14 protein-coding genes are annotated in these 14,861 nt (G+C 68.0%); 4 read left to right on the top strand and 10 right to left on the bottom strand.

Features of this window, described 5'->3' with window-relative positions:
* Window position 1: 1 nt before the first annotated feature.
* The 3 genes from PKE72_RS01570 to PKE72_RS01560 form a co-directional block, all read right to left on the bottom strand.
* Window positions 2–742: a hypothetical protein gene (locus PKE72_RS01570; RefSeq protein ID WP_271163718.1), complete on the bottom strand. Its 741-nt coding sequence runs from the start codon at window positions 740–742 to the stop codon at window positions 2–4.
* Between the two features lie 95 nt (window positions 743–837).
* Window positions 838–1,551 (bottom strand): DUF6456 domain-containing protein, encoded by a 714-nt coding sequence (locus PKE72_RS01565; RefSeq protein ID WP_271163717.1) that lies wholly within the window; start codon window positions 1,549–1,551, stop codon window positions 838–840.
* Window positions 1,548–1,901 carry a chromosomal replication initiator DnaA gene (locus PKE72_RS01560; protein ID WP_271163716.1) on the bottom strand — a complete coding sequence of 118 codons (354 nt, stop codon included), beginning with the start codon at window positions 1,899–1,901 and terminating at the stop codon, window positions 1,548–1,550. The genes PKE72_RS01565 and PKE72_RS01560 overlap by 4 nt, the downstream gene beginning before the upstream one ends.
* Window positions 1,902–2,268: 367 nt before the next feature.
* On the opposite strand from PKE72_RS01560, the gene ctrA reads away from it, so the two are divergent.
* On the top strand, window positions 2,269–2,970 hold the full coding sequence (gene ctrA, locus PKE72_RS01555) for a response regulator transcription factor CtrA (protein ID WP_166622771.1): 702 nt from the start codon (window positions 2,269–2,271) through the stop codon (window positions 2,968–2,970).
* 221 nt (window positions 2,971–3,191) lie between these two features.
* Here ctrA and PKE72_RS01550 read toward each other — a convergent pair whose 3' ends face one another.
* From PKE72_RS01550 to PKE72_RS01530, 5 genes are all read right to left on the bottom strand, one after another.
* Complete coding sequence (locus PKE72_RS01550) at window positions 3,192–4,247, bottom strand: endo-1,4-beta-xylanase (RefSeq protein WP_271163715.1); 1,056 nt, start codon at window positions 4,245–4,247, stop codon at window positions 3,192–3,194.
* A 183-nt stretch (window positions 4,248–4,430) separates the two neighbouring features.
* On the bottom strand, window positions 4,431–4,841 hold the full coding sequence (locus PKE72_RS01545) for a flagellar export protein FliJ (RefSeq protein ID WP_271163714.1): 411 nt from the start codon (window positions 4,839–4,841) through the stop codon (window positions 4,431–4,433).
* 7 nt (window positions 4,842–4,848) lie between these two features.
* Window positions 4,849–6,192, bottom strand: coding sequence for a flagellar protein export ATPase FliI (gene fliI / locus PKE72_RS01540; RefSeq protein ID WP_271163713.1), 1,344 nt, complete (start codon window positions 6,190–6,192; stop codon window positions 4,849–4,851).
* 107 nt (window positions 6,193–6,299) lie between these two features.
* Window positions 6,300–6,806: a DUF1543 domain-containing protein gene (locus tag PKE72_RS01535; protein WP_271163712.1), complete on the bottom strand. Its 507-nt coding sequence runs from the start codon at window positions 6,804–6,806 to the stop codon at window positions 6,300–6,302.
* A complete protein-coding gene (locus PKE72_RS01530) occupies window positions 6,806–8,506 on the bottom strand; it encodes an FAD/NAD(P)-binding protein (protein ID WP_271163711.1) in 1,701 nt (566 codons plus the stop codon). Before PKE72_RS01530 ends, PKE72_RS01535 begins: the two co-directional genes overlap by 1 nt.
* 150 nt (window positions 8,507–8,656) lie before the next feature.
* Here PKE72_RS01530 and PKE72_RS01525 point away from each other — a divergent pair, with 150 nt between their 5' ends.
* Both PKE72_RS01525 and PKE72_RS01520 read left to right on the top strand, forming a co-directional pair.
* Window positions 8,657–9,736, top strand: a complete 1,080-nt coding sequence (locus PKE72_RS01525; protein WP_271163710.1) for an AraC family transcriptional regulator — start codon at window positions 8,657–8,659, stop codon at window positions 9,734–9,736.
* Between the two features lie 70 nt (window positions 9,737–9,806).
* Complete coding sequence (locus tag PKE72_RS01520; RefSeq protein ID WP_444979382.1) at window positions 9,807–10,535, top strand: CPBP family intramembrane glutamic endopeptidase, BDIM_20840 family; 729 nt, start codon at window positions 9,807–9,809, stop codon at window positions 10,533–10,535.
* 17 nt (window positions 10,536–10,552) lie between these two features.
* Here PKE72_RS01520 and PKE72_RS01515 read toward each other — a convergent pair whose 3' ends face one another.
* Entirely contained in the window at window positions 10,553–11,767 is a 1,215-nt protein-coding gene (locus PKE72_RS01515; protein ID WP_271163708.1) for a carbohydrate porin, read from the bottom strand.
* A gap of 149 nt (window positions 11,768–11,916) precedes the next feature.
* Here PKE72_RS01515 and PKE72_RS01510 point away from each other — a divergent pair, with 149 nt between their 5' ends.
* Window positions 11,917–13,830, top strand: coding sequence for a HAMP domain-containing methyl-accepting chemotaxis protein (locus PKE72_RS01510; RefSeq protein WP_271163707.1), 1,914 nt, complete (start codon window positions 11,917–11,919; stop codon window positions 13,828–13,830).
* A 1-nt stretch (window position 13,831) separates the two neighbouring features.
* On the opposite strand, the gene PKE72_RS01505 is transcribed toward PKE72_RS01510, so the two are convergent.
* On the bottom strand, window positions 13,832–14,803 hold the full coding sequence (locus PKE72_RS01505; protein ID WP_271163706.1) for an alpha/beta hydrolase family protein: 972 nt from the start codon (window positions 14,801–14,803) through the stop codon (window positions 13,832–13,834).
* Window positions 14,804–14,861 lie beyond the last annotated feature (58 nt).

Genomic DNA, 14,861 nt, shown 5'->3' with positions numbered 1-14,861 from the left:
CTCAGTAAGGTTCCATGGCGCGGACGTCGCCTGAGGCCGAGACGGTGCAGCGCGAACGATACGAACCCGTCGCCATGGTCAGCTCGTAGTCTCCGCGACCGAGGTCGCGCACGCCGATGGGCACGCTGGAGCCATAGGGGCGGTTCTGGAACTCGTCGGCGCGACGCGCGCAGGCCTGGCGCGCCGCATAGGGGGCGGTCTGCATCCAGCTGCTGTTGGCGTGACGGCGGTTCCGGCCTTCGTCTTCACCGGCCAGGAAGCCTTCGTGATAGCCCTCGGTCTCATGGCGGGCGTCATAGTCTGCGCCGTGCAGGGCGGCCTCATAGCCGCGTTGGTATTCCCGGTCGTGATCGGAATCGGCGTCGCGGTGGCGGTTGTTGTGGGCGGCGATGGCGGCGGCCAGACCGACGATGGCCACACCTGCCGCGATCGCCGTGGCGTTGGACCGATCCGACCCGCCCGACCCGCATTCGCTGCGGCCCGCCTGGTTGATCGAGGCGTAGCGGCCGTCACGCGTCATAATGGACACGCAATCATCGCCGCGCCGCCAATAGGTCATGCGACCGTCGCCGACGACCTCGGACCGATCCGTGGTCTGGTAGCCGCGACGGGTCAGCTCGCCCTCGGCCTGACCGGCGCGGGCGCCGACCAGATCGTTCAGGGAGGAAGGCGTCTGGGCGGACGCCGGCAGCGCCGTCGCCAGCATGAGTGTCGATACAGCGCAGGCCAGGGGGCGGGACATCGACGCATCTCCTGTAGGGAATCGTGGTCGATGAACGTCGCAACCTCGGAGTGGTTTCAAAGACCCTCGACACGATCCGGCGGCGCGGGACAGCCTCACCCGATCCCGTAGTGTTCGGCCAGAGCCTCCAAAGCCTGTTTGAGCAGTGTCTTGCCTTGGCGGCGGCGCAGACCGAGGCCTGTTTCGGCCAGTTTCAGACTGTCGCCATGGACGCAGATCCGGGTCAGCATCGGGCGCAGGCGGGGGCCGACGGCGCGCAGGGCCTCTTCGACCCGTCGGGCGGCGCTCAGGGCGCGGTCGCCGGGCTCGAACCGTTCGGCCGATCCCGACCCGACCCGGGGCAGGGCGTCCCAGCGCATGGTCAGAGACGGGCCGGAGCGGGCCTGTTCGATGTCGGCCCGCAGGCGTTCGCCGGCGGCGGCCTGAGCCGGGGACAGCCAGGGGCGGCCCACGGCGTCCTTGCGGCGGGCCAGCCAGGCGATCGGGCTTTCGCCCAGATTGGCGGCGTGGCGCGTCATCCGGCCGTCGGGGCCGATCAGGTCGCGTTGGCCGTCGATGACTCCGGGGCGTCCGGGCTGCGGGTTCGAGCCTGTTTCGGGCGCGGCGGGGCGAGCGGTCCATCCCCCCTGGGGGCGGCGGCGCAGGCCGGGACGGTCGATCAGGGCGCGGAACTCGGGCTCGGCCAGGGTCAGGCTGATGCGGCCGCGTCGGTCGGGCCCCAGACGCAGGGCGTAGACCCCGTTCTCGGCCGCCAACCAAGCCCCTGATCTGTCCAGGAGGGCGCGGGCGCGTTCAACGGATCGGCTCATGGCTGACGTTCCGCGCGCGGCGCATAGAGGCCCGAGATACAGGCCTCCAACTGGTTCAGCAGATCGTCGACCTCGCGCACGTCGCGCTCGTCCTCGGCCCAGCGGCAGGCGGCTCCGGCGGTGGCGCGGTTTACGCCGAAGACATGGCCCACCCGCTCCAGCGTCCAGCCAAAGGCCACATGGGACAAATACATGGCCATGCGGCGGGCGCGGGAGCTGAGCGGGTCCAAGCGCCCGCGCGCCGTCATTCGCTCGGGCAGGGCGCTGGTGCGCACCGCCACCAGATGTATGGCCAGACCCGCCTTGCGCCGATCGTCGTCGCCGACCGGCGCCCTGTATTCCTCCAGCATCACATGCCTCCCATCACAAACCTTAGATGCCCCATCCTAGATCGGCGGGCGCCTGTGATAGGAATATCGTCCTATCAAACGTCAGAAGCGGACGTGCGGCCTTTGCGGACTTGAGGTTGCGACGTGGGGATTGTGAGCGCGGGGCGGGTGAGGCGGTGGCGATCAGAAGCGGCGGGCGGCGAATATGGTTAATAAATTTCGAATCATTGACTCCGGACTCTCGACGGCGATTCGCAAATCAGCTTAGGAACGACTCAATCGCCCGGCATTAACCCTTCTTAAGGTTTTCGGGTCTTAACCTGCGAACAAGGTTACCCGGTCGTGCGGCTGGGTGGTTACCGCAAAGCTTTTGCCTGGAGGGGCACGAATGCGCGTCCTGTTGATTGAAGACGATCACGCAACTGCCCAAAGCATCGAGCTGATGCTTAAGTCGGAAGGCTTCAATGTCTATACGACCGACCTGGGCGAAGAAGGCATCGATCTGGGTAAGATCTATGACTACGACCTCATTCTGCTGGACCTGAACCTGCCGGACATGAGCGGTCTTGAGGTTCTGCGCCAGCTGCGCGTCGGCAAGATCAATACGCCTGTCATGATCCTGTCTGGCAGCCACGAGATCGAAACCAAGGTCAAGACCTTCGGCGGCGGCGCCGACGACTACCTGACCAAGCCTTTCCACAAGGACGAACTGATCGCGCGCACCCACGCCGTGGTCCGCCGCTCCAAGGGTCACGCCCAGGCCATCATCCACACCGGAGAGATCGCCGTGAACCTGGACGCCAAGACGGTGGAGGTGAACGGTCACCGCGTGCACCTGACGGGCAAGGAATACCAGATGCTGGAGCTGCTCTCGCTCCGCAAGGGCACGACCCTGACCAAGGAAATGTTCCTGAACCACCTGTATGGCGGCATGGACGAGCCCGAGCTGAAGATCATCGACGTCTTCATCTGCAAGCTGCGCAAGAAGCTGGCCACCGCCGCCGACGGCAAACACTATATCGAGACCGTCTGGGGCCGCGGCTATGTGTTGCGCGACCCGGCCGAAGCCGGCAACAGCGTCGCCGCCTGACCCTTCGAGGGTCTGCAAGTTTGAAACGCCCGCCGGAAACGGCGGGCGTTTTGCGTTTCTCCCTCCCCCTGCGGGGGAGGGGGGCGAAGGCGGAGCCGAAGCCGGGTGGGAAGGGCCGGGTGACCGAGCGCTGACTTCGACAGATCCGTGCGACTTCGCCCTGCCGCCCCCACCCCGTCGCTGCGCGACGCCCCTCCCCCGCAGTGGGAGGGAGAGAGGCCCTACCGCTGGAACGCCGTCGCCAAGGCGGCGGCCATCGGATTGGGCCGGCCGAAACTGTCGAAGGGCAGGGGCTTGTCGCGGCCGTCGTCCTTGTCGCCCTGGCGATGCCAGCTGTCGGTGTCGCGCAGGCCCCAGACGGTGAAGGCGAACCGCTGGGCCGGAGGCAGGGCCATGAAGGCCTCGGCCATCTCGGTGACGCGGGCGGTCTGAAGCGCCAGCCGGTCGGCCTGGGAGCGCAGATCCAGCCGGTTGTCGGTGCGCAGGGTGCAGTCCAGTTCGGAGATGTGGATCGGCAGGCCGAACTGGGCGATCTCGCGCATGTAGGCGGCTATGGCCCCTTCCTTCACGTCGATCCACAGGTGGGACTGAAGCCCCAGACCCTGGAGCGGACAGCCGGCCTTTAGCAGGCGTTCGACCAGTTTCAGGAACTGGGCGCCCTTGGCCGGGATGGATTCCTGATTGTATTCATTGAGGAACAGGACGGCCTCGGGATCGGCGAGCCGGGCCTGTTCGAAGGCGCGCAGGATGTAGCCGTCGTGGCCGTAGCGGGCGCTCCAGTGGCAGTCACGCAGGCCCGAGCCGTCGTCGAGGATCGGTTCGTTGACCACGTCCCAGCTGCGGACCTTGCCGCGGTAGCGACCGGCCATGGCGGCGATATAGCCGTCGAAGGCGCGGTCGAAGGCGGCGCCGGACAGGCCCTCGAACACTTCTTTGCCTTGCGCGTACCAGATCAGGGTGTGGCCGTGCAGGGCCATGCCGTTGGCGGCGGCGAAGGCGGCGATGCGGTCCGTGCGGTCGAAGCGGGGGCGGTCCAGGCCGTCGGCCAGGACATATTCCATCTTCATTTCCCACTCTGGCGTCAGTTGGGAGACATTGGCGCGGGCCAGGGCGACCCAGTCGGGGTCGTCGATCTGCATCGCCTTGATCGCTGTGCCGAAGGGGCAGGGGGCGACGGATTTCAGCGGGGGGACGTTCGGCGGGGTCGGTTCGGCCGAGGTGGGGCCGCAGGCGGCGACGGCGACGGCGGAGGCGAGGACGGCGCGGCGGGAGATCATGGGGTTTCCCCCTCCCCCTGCGGGGGAGGGGGGCGAAGGCGTAGCCGAAGCCGGGTGGGCCGGGCCGGGCAAGGTTCCAGAGACCTGTTTAGTCTCAAATTTGTGCGGCGGCGCCTTGCCGCCCCCACCCCGTCGCTACGCGACGCCCCTCCCCCGCAGGGGGAGGGAGAGGTTTGTCGGCCGCTAGACCGCACGTTTCCGCAGGCCCAGCTCGTCGAAGGCGGCGGTTTCGCGCTTGGCGATGGCGAGCAGGGTGTTCAGGCGGGTGGTTTCGGCGACGTGTTCGAACTTCTTCAGCTCTTCGAAGGCGCCGGTCAGGGCGTCGCGGGCGCCGGCCTCCTCGGCGTCGACGACGGTCAGATCGCCTTCGGCGGCGGCCTTGCGGGCCTTCCAGCCGTTCAGATAGGCGCCCAGCATCATGCCGGCGTCGGCGTCCATTCGGGCGCGCTCGCGTTCGATCTCGACCTCGGCGTCCAGCACGGCGAGACGCATCTCGGCGGTGGCGCGGCGGGCCGTGATCTCGGCCAGGCGCTTCTGCAGCGTCTCGACCTCGTAGTTGGAGATGCGGATCAGGGATTGGGCCCAAGCGGTCATTTCGTATTCACTCCCTGATCATGCCTTGGTTCAGGATTTGCTCGAGCCGGGTAAAGGAATCGGTAAGACGCGTGGCGTCGTCCTTGTCCTGGCTTAAAAAATCTTCCAGCGCGGGGTTCAGCGCGATGGCGCGGTCCACGATGGGATCGGCCCCGGTGCGATAGGCGCCGATCTTGATCAGCTCTTCCATGTTCGCATAGGCCGACAGGGACTGGCGGGCGCGCTTGTTCAGTTCGCGCTCGGGCGGGGTCTGGCAGGCGGGCATGGTGCGGCTGACGGATTTCAGCACGTCGATGGCGGGGAAACGGCCGCGCTCGGCGATCTTGCGGTCCATCACGATATGGCCGTCCAGAATACCGCGCACGGCGTCGGCGATGGGCTCGTCATGGTCGCCGCCGTCCACCAGGACGGTGAACAGGGCGGTGATGGGCGCCGCCGTGGTGCCGTCGGGCCGCACTGGTCCCGGTCCGGCGCGCTCCAGCAGCTTGGGCAGTTCGGTGAAGACGGTGGGGGTGTAGCCCTTGGTCGTCGGGGGTTCGCCCGCCGCCAGACCGATCTCGCGCTGGGCCATGGCGAAGCGGGTGACGCTGTCCATCAGGCACAGGACCTCCAGGTCCTGGTCGCGCAGATATTCGGCGATGGCCATGGTCATATAGGCCGACTGGCGGCGTTTCAGGGCCGGCTCGTCCGAGGTGGCGACCACGACGACGGCGCGTTTCAGCCCCTCTTCGCCCAGGGTCTCTTCCACGAACTCGCGCACCTCGCGGCCCCGTTCGCCGATCAGCCCCACCACGACGGCGTCGCAGGTGGCCTGGCGCGCCAGCATGGACAGCAGCACCGACTTGCCCACGCCCGAGCCGGCGAAGATGCCGAGGCGCTGGCCCCGGCAGGTGGTGGTGAAGACGTCCATGGCCCGCACGCCCAGGTCCAGCCGCTCGCCCACCCGGCCGCGCGAATGGGCCGGGGGCGGGGGGGCGCGCAGCGGATAGGGAGCCTGGCCCTGGGGCAGGGGGCCCTTGCCGTCGATGGGATTGCCGAAGGCGTCGATGATCCGGCCCAGCCAGGCGGTGGTCGGGCGCACGCTGGCGGCCTGGTCGATGATGCGGATCTCGGCGCCGGGGGCGACGCCCTCGACCGGGCCGAACGGCATCAGCAGGGCCTTGGCGTCGCGGAAGCCCACCACCTCGGCCGGCAGGGGCTCCAGCCCGCGGCGGCCGATCTCGGCCCGGGCGCCGACGGCCAGACGCGACAGGCCGCCGCGCGACTCGATCAGCAGACCCGAGACGCCCGCGACCTTGCCGGTGACGACCAGCGGGTCGATCGCTTCGACGGCGGCGACGAGATTGTGCAAAACGGACCCCAGGAACAGGTGTTAACCAAATGGGGCATCATGGTTAACGGCGTGTTGACGCAGGTTAAAGACCGAGCCGGTTCACCGCGCCGACGATGGAAATGCGGCTAGTCCCTGATGGGGGTGTAGTGGCAGGTGAAGGGCGCGTCGCCGGTCAGCAGGCTGGGCGTCAGGTGAATATACAGCCGCTCGGCCGCGGCTGCCTCGTCCAAGGCAAAGGCCTGTTCCGCCTCGAACATCTCGTCCCGGTGGGGCGCGTCCCAGCCCTTGGCCCGTTTGATTGCGCGGGTCTTGGCCTGGGCCAGGGTGTCGGCGACGACGAAGATATTGCGGTGCTTCTCCGCAAAATCGATCCCGTCGTAGCCGCCCAGATTGACGTAGTAGAGGCGCGCATCCCCCTGAAACGGCGTGTCGCGCAAGGCCACCTCATAGCCGTCGGCCTGGCTGATTTCGGACCAGCAGTCGATGTGCAGGCTGCCGGGCTTGCCCCACCACTGAGCCCGCAGGGCGTCGTAGGTGTCCTCGATGGACGGGGCGACCACGAACCGCATGTCGTGGACCTCGATATTGGCGCGGGGATGTTCGCCGCCGATGTAGATCGCAAACAGTTTCATCAGGCCGCCTCTACCGTCAGGGGGCCGAAGGCGCCAATCCCGGCGCCGATCTCGCTCTCGCGATCAGGCCCGATCCCGGTGACGAACCCGGCCAGTGTCGCCCCGACGATCTGGCCGATGTGATGCGAACTGGTGACCCCCTGAACAAAGGGATGACGGCCCATGATGAAGGGCAGGCTCAGACAGAACAGGCGCTCGACCGGGCCCGAGGCCGCGACGGGGCGGAAACGGGCGTCGATGCGGATCCCGCGCGTCGCCGGCGCGCCCTCGTCCTGGACCTGGTCCTGAACAACCCCCTGTTCCAGCAAGGTCAGGAAGGGGAATTGCAGGCCGGACAGCGCCCTCTGGCCGGTGGCCTCGATGAAGGCCGGGAAATGGCGTCGCCGGCCATCTGCCGTCATCAGCACGGCGCCGCCTTCGGGCGGGCGGGTGTCGATCTGGTGATCGTCGCCCAGGGCCCGGACGTCCAGCCGGCCGGCGCGGTGGAGCGCCAACATGCGCTCGATCGATTCATGGGGAACCGAACTGTAGTTGTCGACGAAGACCGGCTTCAGGTGAGTATTGAACCGAGCGAAGGCGTCGCCGGTCAGATACGGCGCGATGGCGGCCATCACCTCGTGCATGCGCAGGATGGCGTCGCGCCATGCCACGGTGATGCGGTTCGCATGGTTGAACCGCGCCTCTTCCAGGTTCGCCTCGGCCCATTGGAAAGGATCGACGGCGGTCCGGCGTTGGAAATAGCGTTCGGAGAAGGTCTCGAGATCGGCGTCCTCAAGCCCGATGTCCGCGGCGTAGGCAGGATCGGCGAGCGTCAGCTCGCGCTTGAACAGATCAAAGGCGTTATCCAGCAGGCGGTCGTCGGCCTGAGCGGTCAGGGCGGTCATCGCCTCGGGCGTGAGGATCGACAGGGGCGCATGTGGCAGGGGGAAGAAGAAGTCGGCTTCGGGCAGCAATCCCTTTCGGGACATCATGGTGACGCCGAACCCCTCCGCCCCCGGCTTGGTCGCATACACAAGGCGGCCGTCGCGACGTTCGAACCGACCGTGGGCGGCGGCGACCGCAATGGCGGCGTCGATGGCGGTCAGGGCCGAACCGCGTATGCCGACCGCGACCGGTCCGATCTGCGACAGGCCGACGGCAGGCCAGGGGCTGGTGAAATAGCCCGGTCGCGCCTCCTGGCGGCTGGGCCACTGGTGGCCTGTCGCGAGGACGGCGTAGTCGAAGAGCCGGTCCTGGGCGGGCGAGCGGGGCGTCGCGACCGTCAGGCGGATCCCGGCTTCCAGTATGGCGGCGTCGATGACGCGGGCGCCCGTCAGAACCTCGACCTCGGCCCCGCGCGCCCGCAGGTCCTCGGCCAGAACGGCGAACTGGTCTCGGAAATAGGCGCCCAGGGCCACGCGTGGGACAAACGTCCGCTCATCCGCCGTCTCGGGATCCAGGCCCAGGGCGTCGCACTCGGACCGGGGCAGACGGCGCAGCCAGGACAGCAAGGTTTCGCTGACGGGCGGGATTTCGATACTGGCGATGTTCGACAGCATGGCCGGGTCGTTCCAGCCGGGACGATAGGGACTGCCCAGCCCGGCCGTCGCCGCCTCCTCAAACACCGTGACCGTCAGCCCCGCCCGCGCCGCCGGCAGCAGCGCCGCCAGGGTGTAAAGTGTGGTCGGACCGGCGCCGACGAACGCAATCGATAACGTCATTCGAGGCAAATGCGCTTGTCCGGATATGGCGCCGCAGTCGTGGGGTTTTATTTCCGACGCAGCGGACCGCCGGATCCCATCGCCTGGTCTCACGGCGCACGATAGCGACGGATTTGATGATTTTCCGTAGGCGGACTACAGGACGACAGCGTGGCCGTGCACCAATTCGACATCATTGTCCGCGTCGCCGGGGCGACCCTCCTCATCGTCGCGGCGGTCGTTCTGTGGCGGCGTGGGCGGCGAGCGGACAATCGCTTCTTCGCCCCCTTCGCGGCCTGTCTCTGCGGCTATCTGGCGGGCAATACGACGGAATCCGCGCTTCAGCTTTCAGGCGCGCTGGGTCATGTCGCCGTCCTGCTGAGCGGCTTCACCGCCGTCTTTCTGTGGTGGTTCTGTCTGGCCGTGTTCGACTGGACCTTCAGGCCCCGAGGCCCCGTGTTGGCCCTGGGTCTGGGGTGGATCGTCGTCGCCGCCGCCGACCGGGGCGTCTTTGGTCCGGCGCTGGAGAGCCGGGGCCTGCCCTGGCTCCTCATCGTCTTCGGCTTCGTCATGATGGGGCATCTGGCCGGGCGGCTGTACCTTGATCGGGATGGCGATCTTTTGGATCGGAGGCGTCGCTCGCGCCTGGGGGTCGTGGTCCTTCTGGCGGGCTTGCTGATCGTCGATATGGCCGCTGACGTCATTCTGGGCCTGGGGTGGAGCTCCCAGATCTACGCCATTGCGCAGAACACGGTCTGCCTGGCCTTCGCGGCCTGGCTTCTGGCTTTGACGGCAGATCGCCCACCCCTGGAAGCGCTAGGTTTCGCGCCGACAAGCCAGACGCCCGTCGTTTCACCAAACGAGGCGACCGGCCTTGGCGCCCGGCTGCGCCACCTGGTGGAGGTCGAGAAAATCTATCTCGATCCGTCGCTCGACCTCGCGACCTTCGTGCGCGCGATGGGCGCCTCCGAGCGGGCGGTGCGCCAGTTGATCAATCATCAGCTCGGCTACGACCATTTCCGGACTTTTGTGAACGCCCAACGGATGGACGAGGCGCGGCGTCTGCTGGCCGATCCATCGCGACGCGGGGATAAGCTGATCGTCATCGCCATGGACAGCGGCTTTGCGTCCCTGCCTTCCTTCAACCGCATCTTCCAGTCGGTCGAGGGAATGGCGCCCAGCGCCTATCGACGCGCGATGCTGGCCGACCCTGCGGCGCAGAACGATAGGGGCCGCGACGCCGGGTTCTGAGGGTCTTTTCGCCGGGTTTCGAGAAGCCGACCCGCCGCCTGCGTCGCATGATCCGGCCTCTTCTTGAGGCATGGAGCGAACTGTGGACGGCTTTATTGGAATTCTGGGCGTGATCGCCCTGTTGCTCGGCGTCGGCGGGCTGTTGGGATGGGGTCTGCCGGGGCGGCTGTCCTGGCGCTGGCTTTTGGTCGCCGCCGGCCTGGTCTTGCTCAACGACCTGATGCTGACGAACGGCTATGGCCTGTTTCCCGACCTGCTCCCTAAAAGCGACTGGAATTGGCAGGGCAAGATCCTGGCGCTTGTCGCGACCCTGGCCGTCGGCGCCCTGCCGGCCTTTGGCCGCCGCCGCTCTGGGCTGACTCTGCAGCAGGCCGCGGGAAGCCTGAAAACGGTATTGCCCGTGGCCGGCCTCTATGTCGGCCTGTTCCTGGTTCTGGCCATGGTATTTCCGAACGAACCCGCCGGGCCTGAAACCCTCGCTTTTCAGCTGACGATGCCCGGTTTGGAGGAGGAAGCCTTCTATCGCGGCGTCTTGCTGGTCGCGCTCGGCGAGGCCTTCGCAGGACGGGTGAGGATCCTGGGGGTGGACTGGGGACTCGGCGCCGTCTTGTCGTGCGCCCTGTTCGGCCTGGCTCACGCCTTCGGCTACAACGACGGGCGTTTTTCGTTCGATCTCATGACCATGGCGCTGACGGCGCTACCGTCTTTGATCGCGGTATGGCTTGTGCTGAAAACACGCAGCCTTCTTCTGCCGGTCCTGCTGCACAACTTCGGGAACGCGATCATGCTGATGATCTGATCCGCCCCCGACGGTGCTCAGAACAGCGGCGTAATCACGCGCAGCGACACCACCACCACGTCGTCGGCGTCCTTCAGGCCGCCGGGATTGCGGATTAGCTGGATGTCCGGCTGGATCGTGAAACGACCGATGCGGTCGGCGTAGGTCAACTCCAAGCCTTCTTCGTAGCGGGCGGGATCGGCGGGCGTGTCGGCCAGGTTGGCGCGGGCCTTGTCGGACAGCCAGCCCTGGTGCACGCCGAAGGACAGCTGGCTGTCGGGGCGGGCGGCGAAGACCTGGCGCACCAACAGGCCGGCCTGCCAGCCGCCCTTGAAGTCGGTGGTGTCGCCGTCCGACAGGCCCAGCCGGGCGAAGGCGTCGACCTGGGGGCCGTCGGGGGCGGCGGCGCCCCAGATCTGACCCTCGGTCAGGGCGTAGGCGCCCTGGGCGATGCTGTGGGCGGGGTCGCCGGCCGGCGTCAGGTCGCGAATGTCGTCCTGGCGCTGGTTGTAGCGCCAGACGCCTAAGGCGTAACGGACGGGGGCGGCGCCGACGGGGGCGTGGCCGCCGACCTCGGCGATGGCCAGGACGCCGTGGTCCAGGTCCGTGTCCACTCCGCCGTGGTCGCCGATGGTGCGGGCGTCGGCGTTGACGACGGCGACCTGGACATAGGTTCGGTCCGTGTCGCCGACCCGCAGGCGCGCCGCCAGTGACGAGGAGGGGAAGATGGCCGGGCCGTTCGGGCCGGTCGAGGCCAGTTCCGAACCGATGCCGAACGGCGGCGAGATCAGCAGGCCGGAGGCCTCGGTGGCGTAGAACTCGCTGTTGAGATCATACAGGCCGGCCAGCAGGGTGGCGGAGCCGCCCAGATCCTGCTCGATCCAGGCCTCGAACAGGCGGGCGCCCTGCGCTGCGACCTCGATATTGTCGACGCCTTGCAGGGTTCCGGCCAGGGCGTTGGGCTCGCCGCCGCCGTTATAGAGACCCGACATATGCAGTCGCGCGCCGCGCCAGCCCCAGGCTTGTTCGAGATCGCCGTCCAGATTGACGCTCAGATTATCCAGATACCGGCCGGCGTGTTTCGCACCGCCGGATACGACGCCGGTGACGTCGGACGTGTACTCCGCCGACAGGGTCCAGGTCGGCTCGGGGTCGGCAGCCTGGGCGGCGGTCGGAAGGGCGAGTAGCGCGGCGCCGAAGGCGGCGACGAGGCGGGTCTTCACTGTTTCCGGCTGGGCGTTCTGCATGGCCATGGTCCGTTCTGTTCGACGGTAGATCTAGGCCAAGACCGGTGAAAATCGTCCTTAGGGTGGCGTGGGGAAACGACGTAGGCGTGTGCAAAGACGGTGTTAACCCTGTCTGCGTATCGATGTTCGGATAAGGTCCGAGGGGAAGCGGCGGCATGCGTTTAACGATCGGCAAGAAGGTGGCGGCGACCGGGATCGCCGTATTGCTGCTGTCGGTCGGGACGGCGGGCGTCGGCCTGGTCATGAACGAACAGCTGGGCGAGGCGCTGCGCCGCGCGTCCGTTTCATCGTCGATTCTGCGCAATCATATGCAGGCCGACATGATGCACGACGCCCTGAGGTCGGATGTCTTCGGAGCCATGCTGGCGCCCGATCCGGCCAATGGCGTCGAGATCGATGCGGTGAAGGCCGATCTGGCTGAGCATCGGGAAATCTTCCAGACATCCATAGCCGAAAACAAGGCGCTGGCGACCGAGCCGGAGATGCAGGCGGCGCTGGGCGCAGTCGAGGCGCCGCTTCAGGCCTATATCGCCGCGGCGGCGGAGATCGTGGATCTGGCGGAACGCGACATTGTTGCGGCGCAAGGCAAGATGGCGGACTTTCAGGTGCAGTTCACTGCGCTGGAAACGGCCATGAGCACGGCGGCGGACAAGATCGAAGCCACCGCTGAACAGAACCGCGTGGCCGCTGAAGCCGCAGCCACGACCGGGCGCGTGGTGATGATCGCCGCCATGCTCGCCGCCCTGGCCATCAGCCTCGGCGTCATGGTCGCTGGTTCGCGTGGTCTGGTCGCTCCGATCCGTCGCCTGACCGGCGATCTGCGCAGCATGGCCCAAGGGCAGACCGAGGTGAAGCTGAGCGAGGCGCGCCGCAAGGACGAGGTCGGCGATATCGCCCGCGCCGTCGTCGACATTCAGGCCCTCATCCTGGCCCGCGCTGAGGCCGAGGGAGCCGAGGCCGACCGACGTCGAGCGAAGGAGGAGGAGGACCGCGCCGTGGGCGATCAGTCGCGTGAGGCCGCCGCGCGCGAGCAGGCCGTCGTCGTCTCTGGTCTGACCCGGGGCCTGGACGCCCTGGCGCAGGCGGATCTGACGGTCCGCATCACCGACGCCTTCCCGCCGGCCTACGAACAGCTGCGCACCAACTTCAATGCGGCCGTCGAGGGGCTGCAGGAGGCCATCGGCACCATCGCCGCCAATACGGGCGCCATCAACGCCGGGGCGGCCGAGATCGCCAAGGCCGCTGACGAGCTGTCGCGCCGCACTGAGCAACAGGCCGCCAGTCTGGAAGAGACCGCCGCCGCCCTGGATGAGGTCACGGCCACGGTCAAGGCCACCGCCTCGGGCGCGGTCCAGGCCGCCGGCGCGGTTCAGGCCGCCCGGAATGACGCCGACAAGAGCGGTGCGGTGGTGCGTGACGCCGTCGCCGCCATGGGCGAGATCGAACGCTCTTCCAGCGAGATCAATCAGATCATCGGCGTCATCGACGAGATCGCCTTCCAGACCAATCTTCTGGCGCTGAACGCCGGGGTCGAGGCGGCGCGGGCCGGCGAATCCGGCCGCGGCTTCGCGGTCGTCGCCTCGGAAGTGCGGGCCTTGGCCGAACGGTCGGCCCAGGCCGCCAAGGAGATCAAGGCCCTGATCGGGCAATCGACCGTGCAGGTCGGGTCGGGGGTGAAACTGGTGACCGAGACCGGGCAGGCGCTGGACCGGATCGTGGCCCACGTGGCCCAGATCGAAGGCCTGGTGACGGAGATCTCGTCCTCGGCCGCCGAACAGGCGACGGGGCTCCAGCAGGTCAATACGGCGGTCAACCAGATGGACCAGATGACGCAGCAGAATGCCGCGATGGTCGAGGAATCCACCGCCGCCAGCCACTCGCTGTCCCAGGAAGCCGACGGTTTGGCCGCTGCGGTGTCCCGGTTCCAGGTGGGCGGCGCTCGCGCGACCCGCGTGGCGGCCGCCGCCCCTCCGCGTCAGCCCGTCGCCGCCCTGAAGACCGTCGGCCGCGGCGGCGCGGCGCCGGCGCCGGTTTCAGCGCCAGACGCCGACGGGTGGGAGTCCTTTTAGGTCACAGGGTCCGGCTGAAGAAGTCGATGACCTGCCGGTTGAAATCGGCCTGGAAAGCCGTCCGGTCGAAGCCGGGCGTCGGCGTGCAGATCATAGGCGCGAGCGCGGCCAACCGGGTCGAGCAGGGCGGCAGGAAGTCGAAATGGTCGGCGCCTGGAACCGAGCGATACTCTGGCGGGCGAGGCAGGGCGTCGCGCACCGGCTCGGCGTAGAAGGGGCTGGGCAGGACGCGGTCGCGCTCGGCCCGCCAAAGCTGGACCGGCTGGGTCAGGCCTGAAAGGCCCTTGCGCGTGAAGGTGAAGCCCAGGGCCGGGGCTGCGGCTACGACCGACCTGATCCGCGCGTCATGTACCCAGGTCTGGTCCATGACAGACGGCGGCGCGCCGTGCGTCGCCACCAGGCCGCAGTCGTAGAATTCGGGGTGGGCGCGGCAGTGATCGAGGACGCGCCCCAGGTCGGGTTCGCCGCCCGCCGCCGCCAGAACGGTGAAGCCGCCGGAGGAGAAGCCGAAGGCGCCGATGCGGTTCGGATCGATGCCGCTACGCCCGTCCCATTGGGTCGTCATGTAGTCGATCAGGACGTGAAGCTGGCGCGGACGCTGGGCGACGTCGGTGGCCTGGCTCTGATCCCTCCAGTTGTCGCCGGTGTGGGTCAGGGCGGCGACCGCGAACCCGGCCTGGGCCAGGGCGCGGGCGGTGGCTTCGTGGCTGCGGAAATCGCCGCCGTTGCCGTGGGAGATGACGATCAGCGGCAGGCGGGTCTCGGTCTTGGGGGCGGGCGTCCAGACCCCGGCCTCTAGGGCGGGGCCGGCGCCGTCCGGGATCTCCAGCCGGGCGAAGGCCACGGCCTGCGGGAGAGACCGATCGACGGAGGGGCTTGCGGATGGAACGGACGCCGGGCGCGCGTCGGGGAGGGGGGCGGCCTGGAGGGTCAGGGCGGCCAGGGTAGGAACAAGGGCGGCGATCAGGGACATGGAAGCCTTCGTCTGTCAGCGGGTCGAGAGCCGGTTTCCTGCCGTGCGCCGACCGGCC

The organism is Brevundimonas intermedia, assembly GCF_027922165.1.
In the GTDB taxonomy this organism is placed as follows: domain Bacteria; phylum Pseudomonadota; class Alphaproteobacteria; order Caulobacterales; family Caulobacteraceae; genus Brevundimonas; species Brevundimonas intermedia.
This window is presented reverse-complemented; position numbering and strand designations above follow the sequence as displayed.